Source organism: Bacillus sp. C-3-6 (assembly GCF_054509685.1).
On sequence record NZ_CM137247.1, the window covers coordinates 5173328 to 5193615 of the forward strand.

The window sequence follows — 20288 nt, forward strand, 5'->3', positions numbered from 1 at the left end:
TGCTTTTTCTCTACTTCACTTTATTTTGTTCCAACATCCTTCTCCATTTCATCACTTGTCACATCTAAGACATCTAATAAGAAAATGAAAATTGGAATACCAATAATCAGTCCCCATACACCTAAGAAGTGCTCTGAGAAAATTAATACCATAAAAGTATAGAAAATCGGTAAGTTTGTTTTTTGCGACATAAACTTCGGATTTAATACGTAACTTTCAAGCGCATGAATCACTGTTACGATAATTAAAATATAAACAACGTACATAATACCGCCAATATTGTAAGCAATCATACAAAGTGGGAATAACGAAATGATAACCCCCGCTACTGGAATTAAGCCAAGCAAGAAAATCATTAACGCTAAACCTAATAATTGCGGGAATCCTAATATCCATAATGCGATAACTGAAAGAACACAGTTAACAACAGCAATTAAAAATTGCGCTTCGATTACCTTTCCAAATGAGCGTGCAAATTTCTTTCCAAAGTACTCAATTTCAGTATAGAAAATTGCAAGCCTGCTTTCTTTAAACTTTGCAGTAAAACCAACAATACGAGATTTTTCTAGTAAGAAAAACAAACTCAAAATTAAAGAAAGTAAAACTTGAAGGCCAAATTTACCAACATTCGTAATCGATTTATACAAAATGTCTACGCCTTGTCCTACATATTTAGAAAGCTCCATATGATTGACAGCATTAACTGCATACCTAATTAGTTCACTATCTGGTGGGTTTCTTAAAAATACATTGAATTGGTAAATCAATTGTGAAATTTGTATCGTTAATACTGGTAAATATTTAAATAGCGTAATAGCAATTCCACCAATTAACATTACATATAGAAATGCTATAATAATTTTTCGATTAATAGGCATGAAATGATCTAATTTGCGGGAAATAAACTTTTGGAATCGATCCATTAAATACGTGAGAATAAACGTAATTAATATTAAATTCAACATACTTTGCAGCCCGTATAACACGAGAGCAAGTATTACTAATACGAGTAACCTCTGAAATCCTTTGCTTTGAAACAGGTTTTTTATTTGCATAATCGACGAATACTCTCTCCTGTCCTATAAACTAAAACGTTAATAAGTAGATTTCTCTCTCTTTTCTACTTTTAATTATTCATTCATATTAAGATTTTTATAAACTCATTATATGCCTACCTTAACAGGTATATAGTAGCTTACTTCTTATTTTACAATACAATGACCTAATTCAAAACGTATTCTACATAGTATTAATGAAGATTTAAGGAAACTTACATTTTTTTAAATAGGTCTTACCACTACTGTAACATAAAAAGCAAGCTATCAGTAGAAATCTGTCCTACAAATAGCTTGCTTTTCTTATTTTTTAAGTAAGTTTTACTATCCAATGAATGGCATGAACATCGGGATGACAACTACTGTTACAACCCCAACTACCGTTACAGCAATACTTGCCATCGCTGCCTCTACCTCACCCATTTCAATTCCTACTGCAACTCCTAATGCATGGCCCGCTGTTCCAAGTGCTAAACCTTTTGCAATCGGATGTTTCACTCTAAATGTTTTTAAGAATAATGCTCCTAATGCGTATACGATAACTGCGTTGAAAATAACCGCAAACGATGTAATTGCAGGAATACCACCAATACTTTCTGAAATTGGTAACGCAATTGCTGTTGTTGCTGCTTGTGGTAGCATTGAATTCATTACTGCTGTATCTAAACCGATTGCTTTTGCAACAATGAACACGACAATTACTGAACAAATAGATCCAACCACGATAGCTGATAAAATTTGCCACCAATATTTTTTCAACTTATCAACTTGTTTATATAGTGGGATAGCGAATGCAATTGTTGCTGGCTCTAAGAAGAAACTAATCATTTTTCCACCAGTATTATATTCTTCAAAAGTAAAGTTACCTACTTTTAGAAAGACAATCCCTAATACCATCGCTACGAATAATGGTGTAAATAGGAAGAACCCTTTTGAATGTTTGAATAATAATGTTCCGATTCCGTATGCGATTAATGAAACGACGATTCCGAAATATGGAGTCATTGTGCTTGCCATGTTCATTACCTCCTAACAATATATAAATTCAATGGTTACGCAACCTTTCCGTGCTTGCGTCCTTTATTTACTACTTCCAATTCTTTTGTATCTTCTGTTTCTTTTTCATCTTTTCCTAAAATGAATTGTGCAAATAATCCTGTTACAGCGAGTAAAATAACTGTTGCTACAACAATTACAGTTAAAATTTGTACAAAGTATTGCCCCATTACACCAAGAGAATTAATAACTGAAATACCTGATGGGACGAAAAGGAATCCGATAATACCGGTTAAAGCTGTTCCAAGTGATTCAACTTGCTCCAATTTAATTACTTTTAAACATAATAGACTAAATAAAATAACTAACCCGATTACCGATGAAGGCATTGGAATTGGTAAATGCGTTGCAATAATATTTGAAATTAACATAATAGCTGAGAATATAAATGCTTGTGATAAGAAACTATATACTTTTTTCGTACTCATTTTGGCCACCTCTTTCGATTTGGTACCTTTATTGTATAAGATATAAACACCAAAGTAAGCGTTTGCATAACGGAACGTCAAATATACAGAATCAGTTACAAATATAAAAGGATGAAATACAAAAGCTGCTTCTTAAATACGAAGCAGCTTCTTGAGTTCTTTTGCATATGTACGGCTAACAGGTACTTTCGATCCTTCTTTCATGATTAAATTATAAGTAGAATTGAACCATGGCTGAATTTCAGTAATATGATTAATATTCGCAATAAAGCTACGATGGATGCGCATGAAGTTTGCTTGTGGTAACTTCTTCTCTAAAATTACAAGTGTATCATGTGTTACATACGTTTCCCTCATTGTTTTTACTGTTACTTTCCCATCTACAAGCCCTACATATATAATGTCTTCAATATTCACAAGTACGATTGATTCTTCAATTGGTAATGCTAATTTATGCATCTCTGCTGCTACATCTGTCCCCTTTATTTCGTGCTTCGTTTCTATTTGCGCTTGTTTTTGTTTTTTATACTTCTTTAATGTTTGCACAATACGTTCTTCATCAAATGGTTTTAAAATGTAGTCTAATGCATCTACTTCAAATGCTTGCAGCGCATATTGATCATAGGCAGTAGCAAATACAATTGCAGGTGGATTTTTCATCTTCTTTAATATATTCGCGATTTCAAATCCGTTATCATCGGATAATTGAATATCTAAAAACACAATATCTGGTCTACTTTGCATTAGTTCTTCTAATGCGTCTTCCACACAATCAGCCTCACCAACTATCTTAACTTCTTTCGTTCTCTCTAATAAATACTTTAGTTCATCACGTGCTAACATTTCATCGTCAACTACTAATACTTTTAACACCCGGCTCTTCCTCCCCTACTTTTTTTGGAATAATAAAGGTAATCTCCGTCCCTTTATTTAATTCACTTTCGATATGAAGCATCGTTTCTTTCCCAAATAACCCAATAAGACGTTCATTAATATTATATAAAGCTGTTCCAGTCCCTTTCTTTGATGAAACTACCATCTTTCCTAATTGTTCTAAACGTTCTTCCTCAATTCCCTGTCCATTATCTTTTACTTCAAAGTGAACCATACCCTCTTTTTCAAAAACATGCACTTCTACTTCGCATATTGGTTGCTTCTTCGGAAAAGCATGTCGCAATGCATTTTCAACCAATAGTTGAAGAACAAATGGTGGTACTAAAGTTGTCTTTAGCTCATCCTCAATATACATCTTTACTTCATACTTATTTGGGAACCTTGCTTGTTCTAGTGATAAGTATGCCTGTACGTGGTTTAATTCTTGCTCTAGTGAAATCAATAACTGACGTGCCCCTTGCAAATTACAACGAAAATACACGCTAAGCTGTAATAATAACTTCCTTGCTTTTTCTACATCTGTTCGGCATAAAGCTGATACTGTATTAATCGCATTAAATAAAAAGTGCGGGTTAATTTGCGCTTGTAATGCTTTTATCTCCGCATCTTGAAGTAATTTACTTTGCAACTCAGCTTCTCCTAACTCTAACTGCGTGGAGAATATCTTTGCTAATCCTTCTGCTAATTCTTCTTCAACGCGACTTAACTGGTTAGAATTTTTGAAATACAGTTTTAATGTACCTATCGTATTTCCATGTGAAGTTAGTGGAATAACAATAGCGGCTTGTAAGGGACAGCTTTCATGTTGGCAATTAATAACCTCACGTGATTTCGCCTTCATTATTTGCCCTGTATGTAAAACTTCTCTTGATAAACCAGTTATTAAACTATGTGAAGGAATATGGTGATCTGATGCTAATCCAACGTGCGCTAATATTTTCTCTGTATCTGTTAAAGATACCGCATCCGTTCCTGTAAAGCGGTGAATAATTTGTGCCACATGCTTACACGATTCTTCTGTTAAACCTTGACGAAAATACGGTAACGTTTTATCAGCAATACGCAATACTTTATGAGTCTGAAGTGCTTTTGCATTCTCCTCCTGACGCAAAATAGCTTGTATCATAGAAAGTAAAATAAAACTTCCAAAACTATTTACAAGAATCATCGGTATCGCTATTGTTTTCACAACGCTAATTCCATCCTCTATAATTAATAAAATCATAACCATTTCTAAAGATACGATAAAAACACTTAAAACTGCTGAAAACTTAGGAGTAATTGTACGATTATATTTTTTGAAAATATATCCGATATAACCCGTTATAATCCCCGCTAAAATAGAAGAGATTGCGCAGCTTAGCGCTGTCGTACCACCAAGCATATAACGATGAATACCAGCAATAACCCCTACCCCTATCCCTACGATAGGGCCACCAAGTAAGCCACTAATACCAACACCCATAATACGTGTATTCGCAATTGTACTTGACGAAGAAACACCTTGTAACCAATTTTCATTCATAATTGTATTTCCTGCTATTTCAATCCCAGTGTAATTGCTTACAATTGTAAATACCGAAAAAATACAAATAAGCTTAAGCTTATCTACATAGCCGTCCTGTTTATGAAGGAGGCGCCTGAAAGTTTTAATATGAGAGAGTAAAAACCCTAAAATAACTATAAGTCCGACTCGTTCAATCATCATGAGTACTAAATTTAGCATCTTTGATTCATTCCTTTTTATTTAGTTAGTTTTATTATGGGAAAATAATGAAGTCGGCGTCAAGAAGAACGAAATGTTTTTTGAAATATTTTACACATAATAACTTCCTCTTTATTTGACAATACAATAGAAGAGTGCTAAAAATAAAGTAATATAATACAGTCCTTTAACCCAACCCCGTGAGGTTGAGAAGGAAGTCGGAATACAATATACGTATGTTCTTTTCTTGGGGATACGTATGCTTTTTTGGCCTTCTCATCATATCAGGTGAGAAGGCCTTTTGTTATTCTTCCATAGCGACTGTAGAAAATAAGGAGGAGTAATAATGAACGTCACTACTGATGTACAACAAATAACAGAGGAGACGAAAGCGAAAAGGTATAAAACATTATTTGGTTCTGCGCTAGGATATGCAGCAGAAGGTTTAGATATGTTGCTATTATCTTTCGTACTTGTCTATATTTTAAAAGAGTTTCACTTAAGTCCTGTTGAAGGTGGAAACTTAACATTAGCTACCACAATAGGGATGTTAATTGGTTCTTATTTATTTGGATTTATTGCTGATTTATTTGGACGTATTCGTACAATGGCCTTCACAATCTTACTGTTTTCACTAGCAACCGCACTCATTTATTTCGCAACAGACTACTGGCAATTATTAATTCTTCGCTTTTTAGTTGGAATGGGAGTTGGTGGTGAATTCGGAATCGGAATGGCCATTGTAACAGAAACATGGTCTAAAGAAATGCGCGCTAAAGCGACATCTGTTGTTGCACTTGGATGGCAATTTGGTGTACTAATTGCTTCACTCCTTCCAGCATTTATTGTCCCGCACTTTGGATGGAGAGCCGTTTTCTTATTTGGATTAATTCCAGCTTTACTAGCTGTCTATGTCCGTAAAAGTTTAAGTGAACCGAAAATATGGGAGCAAAAACAACGCTACAAAAAGGAACTATTGCAAAAAGAAGCTGCAGGTAAATTAACACCTACTGAAGCAGAACAACTAAAACATATAAAAAAATTCCCACTTCGAAAGTTATTTGCCAGTAAAAAAGTAACAATCGCAACAATCGGTCTTATTATTATGTCATTTATCCAGAACTTCGGATATTATGGAATCTTCACATGGATGCCAACTATTTTAGCAAATAAATATAACTATACATTAGCAAAAGCAAGTGGCTGGATGTTCATTTCTACCATCGGTATGCTAATTGGAATTGCAACCTTTGGTATTTTAGCTGATAAAATTGGTCGTCGTAAAACTTTTGCAATTTATTATATTGGCGGTACAGTATACTGTCTCATTTACTTCTTCTTATTCACAGATTCAACATTATTATTATGGGGAAGTGCATTGCTTGGATTCTTTGCAAATGGAATGATGGGAGGATTTGGGGCAATTTTAGCTGAAAACTATCCTGCTGAAGCTCGCTCTACCGCAGAAAACTTTATTTTCGGTACAGGGCGTGGATTAGCTGGATTTGGGCCTGTTATTATCGGCTTACTCGCTACAGGTGGCAACCTACTTGGAGCATTGTCCCTGATTTTTATCATCTACCCAATCGGGTTAATTACAATGCTACTATGTGTACCAGAAACAAAGGGAAAAGTATTAGATTAAACGTAAAAGAGGAAGCATCTCATTTAAGATGCTTCCTCTTTTACGTTTTTATTTATTTTGATTTACTAGCCTTCTGAAATAAGAATGCAGTTTTATCTTCTTTTACAATACCTTGTTTTAATGCTAATTCTCCCGCAACTTTAGGCGCTAACCATAGCATCGGGAATAACAAAATTGATACCGGAACTGCCGTCACTACGATAAACGATTGTAGCGCATTAATACTTCCTTCACCCATATATAAAAGAATTGCTGCAACTGCTCCCATAATAAGCGACCAAAAAATTCGCAAACTAATTCTAGGATCTCCGTCTCCAGTCACTGCCATTGAAATGGAATACGCCATTGAATCTCCTGTTGTCACTACAAATAAAATTGTTAATAAAAGAAATGCTGGTCCAATAATATTAGAAAGTGGCAATTGTCCTGTAATTGCAATCATAGCTGCCGGCATACCAGATTCACTTAATGCGTCCGAGATAGAACCAGGATTCATTAACTCATAAAACACACCTGATCCACCTAATATAGTAAACCAAAACGTTGTAATAATAGGTGCGATAATTCCAATTGCAACGATGATTTCTCGAATCGTTCTCCCTCTTGAAATTCGACTCACTAAAATTGCCATCATTGGTCCGTATCCAATAAACCATCCCCAGAAAAAGATTGTCCAAGATCCTAACCAACTTGTATCACCACGGTATGTGCTCATCGGTATAAACTCACTTACATAAAATCCAAACGAAGAAACAAACGAATCAATAATAAATCCACCTGGCCCAAATAGTAATATGAATGCCATTAACAAAATTGCTAATCTAACATTTAAATTACTTATAATTTGAATCCCTTTATCAATACCTGTTACTGCCGATATGGTAGACACGGCCACTACACAAACAATAATTGCCAATTGAGTAGTGAATACATCAGAAATTCCAAATAATTCTTGTAACCCATAACTTGCTTGTAAACCTAAAAATCCAATTGGGCCAATTGTACCTGCAGCTACTGCAATAATTGCAGCTGCATCAATTATCGTTCCAAGCAGGCTCTTTCTTAATTTTTCCCCAAAAATAGGATATAAAAGCGTTCGAGGTTTTAGCGGCATACCTTTATGATAATGTCCATACATCATAACTACCGCACTAATTGTACCTAAAATCGTCCATGCTAAAAATCCCCAATGCATATAACTTTGTGCTAAAGCAGGCATAACTGCTTCTTTCGTTCCAGCAGATATACCATCATGTATTGGTGGCACCGTCATCAAATGGTACATTGGCTCTGCTGCTGCCCAAAAAACGCCACCTCCGGCAAGTAATGTAGACATAATAATAGCAAGCCATTTTGCCGTACTAATCTCAGGTTTTTCTAATCCCCCAAGTTTAACTCTCCCATATTTGGAGAACGCCATACACATCGCAACAATAAATGTACCTAATAATAAAACTTGCCAGAAGGCACCAAAATATTTAATTGAAAAAGCGAAACTGTTATTAATCGCACTCTCTACATAATCCTTGTTCAAAAAAACTGCAATTACAAATAATAAAAGTGAACCACCGCTAATTATAAATACAGGCCAATCAGTTTTTCGACTCTTCATCCTCATTTACACTTCCTCCTTCCTCAGCAATCTAAAAAAACAACTCTATTATGTTTTATTGTTTAAACCCAAAACACAATAATTATATATGCATAACATTTTATGGACTTCCCACATACTTATGTTGTCCCTAAAAATATGCCAAATCCCTTATTAAAAAGAAAAAATCTCTTTCTCTTACATAAAAAAGCAAAACAAAAGACCTTATATTTCTATAAGGTCTTCGAAACAGAAATTTGATTATAACATAAGGAACTCCTTGGTTCAAAAATCCTCTTCCAAAAATAACCGAGAGTAAAGGCTTCCATTTGCTACATAACAGTAATTAAAAAAAATATATTTTGCAGAAAAAAACTGCACTAAATATTATTTATGAAAGAAATTTGGCTTCAAAATTTCATTCGGATACGGTTTATGATAAATATGAGTGGTAGCTGGAGATAATGGTGGAATAAGCCACACCCAATTACCTGTTACAACACGACCACAAGCAGCTTCTTGCTTCTCAAATTGCTGAAATTGTTGTGCAGCAGTATGATGATCAACAATACTAACTCCTTGTTTTTTAAAAGAGTGTAGTACGGCAATATTCAACTCAATTAGCGCCTTATCCTTCCATAACGTACCGTTTCTCGATGTATTTAAATCCATCATCTCCGCAACAGCCGGAAGTAAATTATAACGATCATGATCCGCTAAGTTGCGCGCCCCAATTTCTGTTCCCATATACCATCCATTGAACGGAGCGGCTGTATAAGAAATACCGCCAATTTCTAAGCGCATATCTGAAATCATTGGAACCCCATACCATTTTGCTCCAAGTGATGAAATAGGGTATTCTGGGTGTTCAATTGGCACTTCTTTGACTTCTTTCCTCGGAATTTCTTTATATGTAGGCGCCTTCCCGTTTATAGAAAATACAAGTGGCAATACATCGAAATTCGTACCTTCTCCTTGCCAGCCAAGCTCCTGACAAAAGTCCGTAAATGTAGCGGAATGCGAGTCACCGATCACTCCCATTTCTGTTTTATATCCTGCATATCGAATCAATTGGTGATTATAAATTCGTATATTATTTTCCTCACCTTGATATTGCTTAAAAATCGTAATAGTTGGTTTAACTTTCCCGTCGTTCGTTGCATATTTAATATGATGAATTAATGCATTATATACACCCTCTTCATCATTTACTTCGCGCGCATCTAATATGTGCATCTTACTCCAAAATAGTCTTCCAATACATCTATTACTGTTACGCCATGCCATTCGTGAACCATGAACAAGTTCTTCAAATGTATGCTCATATGTCCCTGTCTTCTCTATCTCAATTTGAATTTCTTTTATACGTTCTTCTATCAATTGTTCTTTATGAAGCTCCTTATAACAAATCGTAATAAAATTACTTGCTTCCTCTATTAATTGTTTCGTTTTACTCATAAACAATCTCCTTCTATTTCAACAAAACCTTGCTACTTTACAGTATAAGCAAAAAGGATAGGAGTCACAAATGAAATTGAGAATGTTACTTTTATTGTAATATTTTTCAGAAAATTAACAGACTTACTATTGACTTATATGGAAAATGGGTGTATTTTTGACTCAGGTAAAGTATTTTTACCTAGACCAACTTTTTTAAATAGAAAGGAGGTAATGTTATGTCTTCATTTCAATTGCCAAAGCTTTCATATGACTATGATGAACTAGAGCCACATATCGATAGCAATACACTTTCCATTCATCATGGAAAGCACCATGCGACATACGTAAACAATTTAAATGCTACTTTAGAAAATTATACTGAATTACATAATAAATCTTTAGAAGAATTGCTATGTAATTTAGATGCTTTACCGAAGGAAATTGTTACAGCTGTAAGAAATAACGGTGGTGGTCACTATTGTCATAGTCTTTTTTGGGAAGTAATGAGCCCACGGGGTGGCGGTGAGCCTAATGGAGACGTTGCAAAAGTAATTGATTATTATTTCAATACCTTTGACAACTTAAAAGATCAACTTTCCAAAGCAGCTATTAGTCGTTTTGGAAGTGGCTATGGATGGCTTGTTCTTGACGGTGAGGAACTCTCTGTTATGAGTACACCAAATCAAGATACGCCTTTGCAAGAAGGGAAAATCCCCTTACTCGTAATTGATGTATGGGAACATGCTTATTATTTAAAGTATCAAAATCGGCGCCCAGAGTTTGTTACCAATTGGTGGCATACAGTAAACTGGGACCAAGTAAACGAGAAGTATTTACAAGCAATTCAATCACAAAAACATTAGTCGTATGTATAAGGTAAATTTGGTAATGTAAAATCAGTATTGTCGAAATCCTCCAGAATCCCCCGGATTGCCACCGGGGGATTTGTGATTACTTCATTGTATTTATATAATGTTTTAAAACATTTTTCATTTCTAGTTTCAGCTCTCGGAACAAAAATCCAAATTTACGAGCCTTTCCATTATGTAACGTACAGTTAGTTACCTCATTATAAGGAGCTATATTTTCTCCAGCTTCCTGGATGAGTGCTTTTATTCCCGTCTTCTCTTCTATGAAATGAATAATTTCTTCCGTAGAAACTACCCCGTTACTACAGGCGTTAATTGGTCCTTTCACATTTTCCATTCCACACCAAGCTAGAAACTCTCCTGCCTCTTTTTCATGTATAAATGACAAAGTTCCATCTACATGATCCACAACGATAGGTTTTTGGTTCACAACACATTCAACGTAAAATTGTAACCTTTTCGTATAGTCATTTTCTCCAATAACAACTGGAAAACGCACTGCAACGACTGGGAATGTTGCATATTGAAATAAAACCGCTTCGGCTAATCGCTTTCCTTCACTATAATTAAAATCATTTCTATCTCCATATGTAATTGCATATTCGTATGGATTAAAGTCCTCTTCTAACAAACTTAATGCAGGTTCATAGACAGCCATTGAAGATGTCATAATATACTTCTTCGTTTTTCCTTTCAAAACTTCACATACCATTTTCGCTGCATTTGAACTATAGCATAAATTATCGTATACAATATCATAACTTTTTCCTTCTAGACGCTCTTCTAGTAGCTTTCCATCTTCTCTATCGACAATTATTCTTTTTACTGCGCTACCAAAAGAATCTTCAGTAACTCCCCTCGTGGCAATTGTTACATCGTGTCCAGCTTGCAAAAGGTACTCTACTAAATGTTTACCAAAAAACCTTGTTCCTCCTAGCACCAACACTTTCTTCAATTTCATCATCCCCATTTTCATGATTTATGAGATACCACCCCTTTTATTATAAAACGCTAATATATAAAAAAGCATGAAATCAGTTTAATGATTCCATGCTTTTATGCAGATCATATATTAACGTACTCGATATTTATAAATACAATAACAGAAGTACAAAATAGAAATTACTGATACATAAACCCATAGTTCATATACGAATCCCTCTCCCCATACTCCCATAAAATAAAATAGTGAAGGTAAAGTCAATGTTACCCATGATTGTACGAAGGCAATCCTTCCAAGATATTGATTGATATTCTTCTTTTGTGTATTTAATACAAAGAATAAATACCAAAGTAATGCCCACATAAACCACGTTAATGCATTAACAACATCATGGAATTTAACAAATGAAACAACCATATAAAATAAAGCAATAATTGCTACCCAAATACAAAACCATCCTAGACCACTACTATCCATTCCTTTTATAAAAGTAACACCTACATATAAATAAGTTAATCCAAATAAGAAAGTAGCCGCATATGAATACACTGTCCAATTGCTTTGATCAGAAATCATGATCAAATAAAACGGAATAATAATTTGTAGTGCACCCACAAATAAATTAAAAACACCCGCACTTTTCATCTCTGCTTTCCCTAATATAACAAGACTATTTAAAAATAAAGCTGCCCCTGAAAGTAATAATCCTATATAACCCATATATATTCGTGTGAAAATCTTTACCTTTCACACTTTTAACCTCCCTACACTATAAAGTGATACTGATATTATTTTTCTTTCCATTTAAAACTACATACATAATTTTTCATCTGAATAAGTCAGACCTCCTACCTCGAAAAAGAGGAAACTTAAAACGCTTTCAATAATAAATAATCCTATCAAAACATGAAATAGGATTCCTTGATTATAAACGGACTCTAGCAATGATACAAGTGTTGGAATACTTTTCAATAATACGCTTTCAATTCCCATAAAAAATTAACAAAATAATACATTCCTCTATCTCATTCTACTATCTTCTAGCATAAGATATTGTAAAATCATATCATTTAAAACAGCGAACGTTCTTTTCTAGGTTCGCTAATAAACTTAATAAAAAATGACCTCTTGCTTTTATGCAAAGGTCATTTTTTTATTCATCATTAAACTTCTAAATAGCCATTTTTATTATTTGATTGCCATTTCCAAGAATCTGCACACATTTCTTCTAATCCACGTGTTGCCTCCCAGCCTAATTCACGCTTTGCTTTCGATGCATCAGCAAAACATACTGCCACATCACCTGGGCGGCGCTCTGTAATTTTATAAGGAACTTTCTTGCCCGAAACTTTTTCAAACGCTTCAACCATCTCTAGTACACTATAGCCCATACCTGTGCCCAGGTTATAAGCATCTACTCCTGTTGTACTCAGTACTTTCTCAAGCGCCTTTACGTGACCATTTGCTAAGTCCACAACATGGATGTAATCACGGACTCCCGTTCCATCTTTCGTTGGATAGTCATTTCCGAATACACTTAATTCTTTTAACTTACCTATTGCCACTTGCGTTACATATGGCATTAAGTTATTTGGGATTCCATTTGGATCTTCTCCGATACGCCCACTTTCGTGTGCACCAAATGGATTGAAATAGCGAAGTAATGCAATACTCCATTCTGCATCTGCAAATGCTACATCACGCATAATTTGCTCAATCATTAATTTCGTTTGACCATATGGATTTGTTGCACTTAATGGAAACTCCTCCGTAATCGGTGACGTTTCTGGAATACCATATACAGTTGCAGATGAACTAAAGATCATCTTCTTAACATTATGTTTCTGCATTACTTCACATAGCACTAACGTGCTTGTAATGTTGTTATGATAATATGTTAATGGAATCGCTACTGACTCCCCTACAGCTTTAAACCCTGCAAAGTGAATAACTGCGTCAATTGCATTTTCTTCAAAAATTGCGTCAATTGCTTCATGATTTAAAACATCTTCTTTATAAAACTTAAATTGTTTTCCTGTTATTTCTTTCACTCGATTTATAGATTCTACCGAGCTATTCGAAAGGTTATCCACTACTATAACTTCGTAACCGCTATTTAGTAATTCTACACATGTATGACTACCAATATATCCTGCTCCACCTGTTACAAGTATTGCCATAATTATAGTCCTCCATATTTCATTCATTATAAACTTCTCAAAGTATATCACATATTTCTTATCCTATGTTTAACATGCGAGCACAGAAACTTACATTTTATCCCATAATAATTTTATAACATATACGATTCTAATCAGGTAATAAAAAAACGCCACATAATTTTTATTATGTAGCGTTTTTTTATTAAATTACGTAACAATATACACTTAGAAAATGCGCAAGACTACCTAATAATACAAAAACATGAAAAATTTCATGATGCCCCATATATTTAAATTCTAACCATTTTGGCTTTGTTCCATAAATAAATCCACCAATTGTATAAAAAATGCCTCCAAGTACTAAGAAAATAATGCCTCCTGTACTTAAATTCTCAGCTAACGGTGCAAAGAATAAAACAATTAACCAACCCATCGTAATATAAATTGCTGTCGATAACCATCTTGGACAATTAAACCAAAACATTTTAAATACAATGCCACAAATCGCAGTTGCATAGACTAAACAAAATAATAGTAAACCACTTGCTGAATTTAATGTAATCAAGCAAAAGGGTGCATATGTACCTGCAATTAATATAAAAATCATAGAATGATCTAGCTTCCTAAAGAAGTAAATAACACGTTCATTGGCCACAACACTATGATACACAGCTGACGCCGTATAAAGGACCATCATTCCAATACCAAACAAAATAACAGCTGTAATTGCAGCAAATGATGGCATCTTAATAGAAACTTTCACAAGCATAGCTAATAAGGCAATAAATGATAATATCGCTCCACCTAAGTGAGTAAATGCGTTAACTGGTTCCCTTACATAAGTATTCATAATAACACCCCTCATATAATTACATGTAGTTTCGATAACTACATGTAATTATATACACATTTCTTTTTAAGGTCAACATTTACAATTCATTTGTTTCGTAATACCATATTTAAAGATATATTAAACATTAAGTTCCACTAAGTTATAAAAGTGAGGGATTCTACGTGGAAAATATAAATGAATTACTTGAGACATTACATTTAGAAAAAAATATTAAACTTGAGGATATTCCAAATGTTGACTTATATGTAGACCAAGTTGTCCAACTATTTGAGAATACTTATGCAGATACAACGAGAACTGATGATGAAAAAGTATTAACAAAAACGATGATTAATAATTACGCAAAAGGGAAACTATTTATCCCTATCAAAAATAAAAAGTATTCAAAAGAGCATATGATTTTAATTAGCCTGATTTACCAATTAAAGGGCGCACTCTCCATTAACGATATAAAAAGTTCATTAGAAAATATAAATGACTCCTTATTAAACGATGATTCATTTGAATTAAATGCGGTATATAAAAATTATCTTACTCTTACTGAAAGCAATGTCGAAAGCTTTAAACAAGACGTAAATAAACGTGTTACAGAAGTAAATGAGATTTCTTCCTTAGAAGATACAAAGCTAGAAAAATTTCTACTACTAACATCCTTCGTGACTATGAGTAATATGTATAGACGTTTAGCAGAGCAACTAGTTGATGATTTGAAAAAATCATAAATAAAAAACTATCCACCTATTAAAGTGGATAGTTTTTTATTTACTTAATTGCCTCATGAACTTTTAATTGTTTCCCTTTAATCGTTGTAGTCTTCATGACTTTCAAGACAAGTGGTCCTTTTCCATTTAATATTTCAACGTAAGAAACGTTATCTTGTATCGTAATAATGCCTATATCTTCTGCTGTAACACCTTTAATTTTAGCAATTGTACCGACGAAATCTACCGCTCTAATTTTCTTTTTCTTCCCGCCATTAAAGTACAGCTTCATAATGCCTTTGTTTATGTCCGCATTTTTATCTTTCTTTATAATTGGTTTAGCATGTATCTTTTCTTCAAATGCAGCTTTCTCTTTCATAACTTCTTCTTTTGAAGGTCCAATTGCCTTTGGAATTTCAAAACCAATATAATCCTCAATCTCTTCTAAAAATCTATTTTCATATGGTGTTATAAATGTAATAGCTTTTCCACTATTTCCAGCTCGTCCCGTTCTTCCAGTACGATGTACATAGCTTTCTTTTTCAAGTGGAATATCATAATTGATAACATGTGTAATATTATCAATATCGATTCCTCTCGCAGCCACGTCTGTTGCTACTAAATAACGGAATTTCCCTTTTCTAAAATCATCCATGACTTCAAAACGATCTTCTTGTACCATACCACCATGTATTTTGTCGCAAGGATAGTTAGCTCGTTTTAACTGTCTATATACATGATCTACATTTTCTTGTGTACGACAGAAAATAATACAACTATCTGGATTCTCAATCGTTGTTACATCTTTAAGTAGTGAAAGCTTCTCGTCTTCTATTACCTCAAAAAGAGTATGTTCAATTTTATCCGTTGTAATCCCAGCTGCTTTAATTTCGATATGAGTTGGTGAATTCATATATGTACGAGACAATTTTTCAACATCTTCTGGAAGTGTTGCTGAGAATAGCATTGTCATTCTTTTTATAGGTAATTCATCAATAATTGCCTCTACTTGATCGATAAAGCCCATATTTAGCATCTCATCTGCTTCATCAATAACTAAATACTTCAAACACTCTAAAGAAAGGGTACCCTTTTCAATATGATCCAACACACGACCAGGAGTCCCAACTACAATATGTGTCTTTTGCTTTAATTCTAATTTTTGACGTGCAAATGGAGATTTCCCATAAACTGCCGCAGCCTTAATCCTTTTGAATCGACCTATATTTGTAATATCTTCTTTTACCTGTACCGCAAGCTCTCTCGTTGGTGTTAAAACTAATGCTTGTGGTTTATTCTCTTCCCACTCCACCATTTCACAAAGCGGAATACCAAATGAAGCTGTTTTTCCACTTCCAGTCTGGGACTTCACAACAAGATCCTTCTTTTGTAATGCGACTGGAATAACCTCACCTTGTACTTCTGTTGGATGATCATATCCTAACCCAGTAAGTGCCCTTACAATTTCCTTACTTAATTTATAATCAGAAAAACTTTTTTTACTCATATATTAACCTCATTTTATTCTGTATTATTTTCTTTTTTATCTTTTGTATACGTTACTATCACCCTACTTATTATACTTGAAACCTCACATAAAAAGGTGGATCATGCCAGATTCATCTTTTTATATAGAAATAAACCTTATCATTTCATATATTGTTCAACTAATTGATAACATCTTTTGCTCGTATTGTTAGCATTAACCCTTTCATAGTACCCTCACCCTACCAAAAAATAAAAAGAATACATACAACCTTGTATAATTATCTCAATTTTTCAACCTTTTTTCATAAACGAACAATACAATTGAAAAAACGTTTTAAATTCGTTTTTAACGTTTTTTTTCAGATATAAAATCTACTTTTTAAAAAAATGTTAAGAAATCCTTTGACTTCTTAATAAAAATAATGTAAATTATCCTATGGACGAACATTTTTGATTAATAAAAATAAAATATTCGTATTTTAGGGGTGTAAATGATGGAAAACGTATTCGACTATGAAGATATTCAATTAATTCCTGCAAAATGCATTGTAAATAGCCGCTCTGAATGTGATACAACTGTCACTTTAGGAAAACATAAATTTAAATTACCTGTCGTGCCTGCAAATATGCAAACGATTATTGATGAAAGAATCGCAACTTATTTAGCTGAAAACAATTACTTCTATATCATGCATCGGTTCCAACCAGAGAAACGAATCTCATTCATTAGAGATATGCAATCACGTGGATTAATCGCTTCTATCAGCGTTGGTGTAAAAGAGGACGAATATGAATTCGTACAACAATTAGCTGCTGAGCAACTTACACCTGAATATATCACGATTGATATCGCACACGGTCATTCTAATGCTGTGATTAACATGATTCAACATATTAAAAAACATTTACCAGAGAGCTTCGTTATCGCTGGAAACGTTGGAACTCCCGAAGCGGTAAGAGAATTAGAAAATGCTGGTGCCGATGCAACAAAAGTTGGTATTGGACCTGGTAAAGTTTGTATTACTAAAATTAAAACAGGCTTCGGAACTGGTGGTTGGCAGCTAGCTGCACTTCGTTGGTGTGCAAAAGCTGCAAGTAAGCCAATTATCGCTGATGGTGGTATTCGTACACACGGCGACGTAGCTAAATCTATTCGATTTGGGGCAACTATGGTCATGATCGGTTCTCTATTCGCTGGTCACGAAGAGTCTCCAGGGGAAACAATTGAAAGAGATGGCAAACTTTATAAAGAATACTTCGGTTCTGCTTCTGAATTCCAAAAGGGTGAGAAGAAAAACGTTGAAGGTAAGAAAATGTTCGTTGAGCATAAAGGTTCTTTAGAAGATACGTTAATCGAAATGGAACAAGATCTTCAATCTTCTATCTCTTACGCTGGTGGAACAAAACTAGATGCTATTCGTACTGTAGATTATGTTGTCGTGAAAAACTCAATTTTTAATGGTGACAAAGTATATTAATTCTTAAAATTAAAAAGAAGGAGAAGCAATTCTATGCTTCTCCTTCTTTTTCATATATAAAAATGTTAAATATTTTTATTTTACTGAATTTTCTAGTATCATATTTTTAGATGCTTTTAATAAGGAGGATATAAGACATGAAAACTATAATTGAGAATCGTCTTGTTCGTGCGGAAGTACCTAACGAACTAAAATGGGATTTGTCTGATTTGTATAAGTCCAATGATGAGTGGCATACCGCATTAAACATATTAGAAAATGATATACAGAAACTTGATGCATTTAAAGGACGTTTACATACTAACTCCACAACTTTATTAAATTGCCTACTTTTAGAAGAAGAGCTTTTAATGAAGTTAACAAAACTGTACTCATATGCAAATTTAAAAGAATCTACTGATCGTACAAATCCAGTTATTCAAGCGAACTCTTCCAAAATTTCTGCTTTATGGACGAAAGTACATACTGCACTATCCTTTATTCATAATGAAATCCTCTCATTCGACGAAGGAACAATTGAAAAATATTTAACTGAAGAAACAAAACTCGAACCTTTCCGTAAGTCGTTACTAGAAATACTCAAAAAAAGGCAGCACACACTCTCTCCTGAAACAGAAGAAGCACTTGCTGCACTTGGCGAAGTTCATAGTTCTCCATACAAAATTTACGGCATGACTAAATTGGCAGATATGGATTTCACTTCTATACAAGACGAACAAGGAAACGAACTCCCTGTTTCTTTCGCATTATTTGAAAGCAAATATGAATTTTCTCCAAGCGCATACATACGTAGAAAAGCATACTCATCATTTGTTTCCACCTTGAAACGATATAAAAATACAGTTGCGACAACATATGCTACCGAAGTAAAAAAACAAGTAACACTTTCTCGTTTACGTAAATATGAATCCGTTACCCATATGCTATTAGAACCACAAAAGGTTCCACTTGAAATGTATAACAACCAACTTGATATTATTTATAAAGAATTAGCACCTCATATGCGCCGTTTTGCAGATTTAAAAAAGAAAGTATTAGGACTCGATCAAATGCTTTTCTGCGACTTACACGCACCTTTAGATCCCGAATTTAATCCGACGATTACTTATGAAGAAGCAGCCACGCTCATTCAAGATTCTTTAAAAGTATTAGGCGATGAATATAGTTCCATAATCCAAAAAGGATTCAAAGAAAGATGGGTAGATCTTGCAGATAACGTAGGCAAATCAACAGGGGCATTTTGCTCAAGTCCATACGGCTCTCATCCCTATATTTTAATTACATGGCAAAATACGATGCGTGGATGCTTCACATTAGCACATGAATTTGGACATGCTGGTCATTTCTATTTAGCAAATAAAAACCAACGTATCATGAACGTACGCCCATCTATGTACTTTGTTGAAGCACCATCAACTATGAATGAATTACTATTAGCTCAGCATTTACTAGAGACTACTGACGATAAGAGGATGCGCAGATGGGTCATTCTACAACTACTCGGCACATATTATCACAACTTTGTTACTCATTTACTTGAGGGTGAATACCAACGTAGAGTATATGCTCTAGCAGAAGAAGGACAGGCCCTTACAGCTACAACTTTAACTGAAATTAAAACAAATGTCCTTTCCACATTCTGGGGAGATTCTGTAGAAATCGATGAAGGTGCGGGCTTAACTTGGATGCGTCAGCCTCATTATTATATGGGTCTATATTCTTACACATATTCCGCAGGCCTCACTGCATCAACTGCAGTAGCTCAAATGATTAAAGATGAAGGACAACCTGCTATTGATCGCTGGTTAGATGTGCTTCGCGCTGGTGGTACAATGAAACCACTTGAACTAATGAAACATGCCGGAGTAGATATGTCAAAACCAGATGCAATCCGTCAAGCTGTTTCTTACGTTGGTTCATTAATTGATGAATTAGAGCATTCTTATCAAGAATAAAAAATAAGCCCTCGCTTTATGAGGG

The 20288-nt window shown here is 34.2% G+C and carries 17 protein-coding genes; 5 read left to right on the forward strand and 12 right to left on the reverse strand.

Annotation, left to right across the window (positions count from 1 at the left end; translation table 11 throughout):
- Positions 1-20 precede the first annotated feature (20 nt).
- The 5 genes from ACW0JX_RS26580 to lytS form a co-directional block, all read right to left on the reverse strand.
- Complete coding sequence (locus ACW0JX_RS26580; protein ID WP_001166013.1) at positions 21-1055, reverse strand: AI-2E family transporter; 1035 nt, start codon at positions 1053-1055, stop codon at positions 21-23.
- Between the two features lie 324 nt (positions 1056-1379).
- Positions 1380-2072, reverse strand: coding sequence for an antiholin-like protein LrgB (lrgB, locus tag ACW0JX_RS26585; protein WP_000168869.1), 693 nt, complete (start codon positions 2070-2072; stop codon positions 1380-1382).
- A gap of 35 nt (positions 2073-2107) precedes the next feature.
- Positions 2108-2539: an antiholin-like murein hydrolase modulator LrgA gene (gene lrgA / locus ACW0JX_RS26590; protein WP_213746315.1), complete on the reverse strand. Its 432-nt coding sequence runs from the start codon at positions 2537-2539 to the stop codon at positions 2108-2110.
- A gap of 132 nt (positions 2540-2671) precedes the next feature.
- A complete protein-coding gene (locus tag ACW0JX_RS26595; protein ID WP_089172066.1) occupies positions 2672-3412 on the reverse strand; it encodes a LytR/AlgR family response regulator transcription factor in 741 nt (246 codons plus the stop codon).
- Positions 3390-5159, reverse strand: a complete 1770-nt coding sequence (lytS, locus tag ACW0JX_RS26600) for a two-component system sensor histidine kinase LytS (RefSeq protein WP_459245244.1) — start codon at positions 5157-5159, stop codon at positions 3390-3392. The genes ACW0JX_RS26595 and lytS overlap by 23 nt, the downstream gene beginning before the upstream one ends.
- Positions 5160-5484: 325 nt before the next feature.
- On the opposite strand from lytS, the gene ACW0JX_RS26605 reads away from it, so the two are divergent.
- Positions 5485-6783 (forward strand): MFS transporter, encoded by a 1299-nt coding sequence (locus tag ACW0JX_RS26605; protein ID WP_459245245.1) that lies wholly within the window; start codon positions 5485-5487, stop codon positions 6781-6783.
- Between the two features lie 52 nt (positions 6784-6835).
- Here the strand turns inward: ACW0JX_RS26605 and ACW0JX_RS26610 are convergent, their stop codons facing one another.
- A complete protein-coding gene (locus ACW0JX_RS26610) occupies positions 6836-8401 on the reverse strand; it encodes a BCCT family transporter (protein ID WP_459245246.1) in 1566 nt (521 codons plus the stop codon).
- Between the two features lie 360 nt (positions 8402-8761).
- The gene (locus tag ACW0JX_RS26615) at positions 8762-9832 is read right to left on the reverse strand and encodes a nitric oxide synthase oxygenase (protein WP_089172069.1); all 1071 of its coding nucleotides are present in this window, start codon (positions 9830-9832) and stop codon (positions 8762-8764) included.
- A gap of 218 nt (positions 9833-10050) precedes the next feature.
- Here ACW0JX_RS26615 and sodA point away from each other — a divergent pair, with 218 nt between their 5' ends.
- Positions 10051-10677 carry a superoxide dismutase [Mn] gene (sodA, locus tag ACW0JX_RS26620; protein WP_000094037.1) on the forward strand — a complete coding sequence of 209 codons (627 nt, stop codon included), beginning with the start codon at positions 10051-10053 and terminating at the stop codon, positions 10675-10677.
- 88 nt (positions 10678-10765) lie between these two features.
- On the opposite strand, the gene ACW0JX_RS26625 is transcribed toward sodA, so the two are convergent.
- The 4 genes from ACW0JX_RS26625 to trhA all read right to left on the reverse strand — a co-directional run bounded on the left by ACW0JX_RS26625 (position 10766) and on the right by trhA (position 14638).
- Positions 10766-11659, reverse strand: coding sequence for an NAD-dependent epimerase/dehydratase family protein (locus ACW0JX_RS26625; RefSeq protein ID WP_157676176.1), 894 nt, complete (start codon positions 11657-11659; stop codon positions 10766-10768).
- Positions 11660-11755: 96 nt separating this feature from the next.
- Positions 11756-12346, reverse strand: coding sequence for an AmiS/UreI family transporter (locus tag ACW0JX_RS26630; protein WP_075719591.1), 591 nt, complete (start codon positions 12344-12346; stop codon positions 11756-11758).
- Positions 12347-12789: 443 nt separating this feature from the next.
- A complete protein-coding gene (gene galE / locus ACW0JX_RS26635) occupies positions 12790-13806 on the reverse strand; it encodes a UDP-glucose 4-epimerase GalE (protein ID WP_016084366.1) in 1017 nt (338 codons plus the stop codon).
- Between the two features lie 184 nt (positions 13807-13990).
- Positions 13991-14638 carry a PAQR family membrane homeostasis protein TrhA gene (gene trhA, locus ACW0JX_RS26640; RefSeq protein ID WP_001099728.1) on the reverse strand — a complete coding sequence of 216 codons (648 nt, stop codon included), beginning with the start codon at positions 14636-14638 and terminating at the stop codon, positions 13991-13993.
- Between the two features lie 164 nt (positions 14639-14802).
- On the opposite strand from trhA, the gene ACW0JX_RS26645 reads away from it, so the two are divergent.
- Entirely contained in the window at positions 14803-15363 is a 561-nt protein-coding gene (locus ACW0JX_RS26645; protein ID WP_029443708.1) for a DUF1836 domain-containing protein, read from the forward strand.
- 40 nt (positions 15364-15403) lie between these two features.
- On the opposite strand, the gene ACW0JX_RS26650 is transcribed toward ACW0JX_RS26645, so the two are convergent.
- Positions 15404-16849, reverse strand: coding sequence for a DEAD/DEAH box helicase (locus tag ACW0JX_RS26650; RefSeq protein ID WP_089172071.1), 1446 nt, complete (start codon positions 16847-16849; stop codon positions 15404-15406).
- 475 nt (positions 16850-17324) lie between these two features.
- Between ACW0JX_RS26650 and guaC the strand changes: the two genes are divergently transcribed.
- Together guaC and pepF are read left to right on the forward strand one after the other, a co-directional pair.
- Entirely contained in the window at positions 17325-18308 is a 984-nt protein-coding gene (gene guaC / locus ACW0JX_RS26655; protein ID WP_000432447.1) for a GMP reductase, read from the forward strand.
- A gap of 137 nt (positions 18309-18445) precedes the next feature.
- The gene (pepF, locus tag ACW0JX_RS26660) at positions 18446-20263 is read left to right on the forward strand and encodes an oligoendopeptidase F (RefSeq protein WP_256424700.1); all 1818 of its coding nucleotides are present in this window, start codon (positions 18446-18448) and stop codon (positions 20261-20263) included.
- Positions 20264-20288: the final 25 nt, after the last annotated feature.

Coding starts and splice junctions, on each gene's coding strand:
- ACW0JX_RS26580 (WP_001166013.1), bottom strand. CDS start 1,055: ATGCAAATAAAAAACCTGTTTCAAAGCAAAGGATTTCAGAGGTTACTC.
- lrgB (WP_000168869.1), bottom strand. CDS start 2,072: ATGGCAAGCACAATGACTCCATATTTCGGAATCGTCGTTTCATTAATC.
- lrgA (WP_213746315.1), bottom strand. CDS start 2,539: ATGAGTACGAAAAAAGTATATAGTTTCTTATCACAAGCATTTATATTC.
- lytS (WP_459245244.1), bottom strand. CDS start 5,159: ATGCTAAATTTAGTACTCATGATGATTGAACGAGTCGGACTTATAGTT.
- ACW0JX_RS26605 (WP_459245245.1), top strand. CDS start 5,485: ATGAACGTCACTACTGATGTACAACAAATAACAGAGGAGACGAAAGCG.
- ACW0JX_RS26610 (WP_459245246.1), bottom strand. CDS start 8,401: ATGAGGATGAAGAGTCGAAAAACTGATTGGCCTGTATTTATAATTAGC.
- ACW0JX_RS26615 (WP_089172069.1), bottom strand. CDS start 9,832: ATGAGTAAAACGAAACAATTAATAGAGGAAGCAAGTAATTTTATTACG.
- sodA (WP_000094037.1), top strand. CDS start 10,051: ATGTCTTCATTTCAATTGCCAAAGCTTTCATATGACTATGATGAACTA.
- ACW0JX_RS26625 (WP_157676176.1), bottom strand. CDS start 11,659: ATGAAAATGGGGATGATGAAATTGAAGAAAGTGTTGGTGCTAGGAGGA.
- ACW0JX_RS26630 (WP_075719591.1), bottom strand. CDS start 12,346: ATGGGTTATATAGGATTATTACTTTCAGGGGCAGCTTTATTTTTAAAT.
- galE (WP_016084366.1), bottom strand. CDS start 13,806: ATGGCAATACTTGTAACAGGTGGAGCAGGATATATTGGTAGTCATACA.
- trhA (WP_001099728.1), bottom strand. CDS start 14,638: ATGAATACTTATGTAAGGGAACCAGTTAACGCATTTACTCACTTAGGT.
- ACW0JX_RS26650 (WP_089172071.1), bottom strand. CDS start 16,849: ATGAGTAAAAAAAGTTTTTCTGATTATAAATTAAGTAAGGAAATTGTA.
- guaC (WP_000432447.1), top strand. CDS start 17,325: ATGGAAAACGTATTCGACTATGAAGATATTCAATTAATTCCTGCAAAA.
- pepF (WP_256424700.1), top strand. CDS start 18,446: ATGAAAACTATAATTGAGAATCGTCTTGTTCGTGCGGAAGTACCTAAC.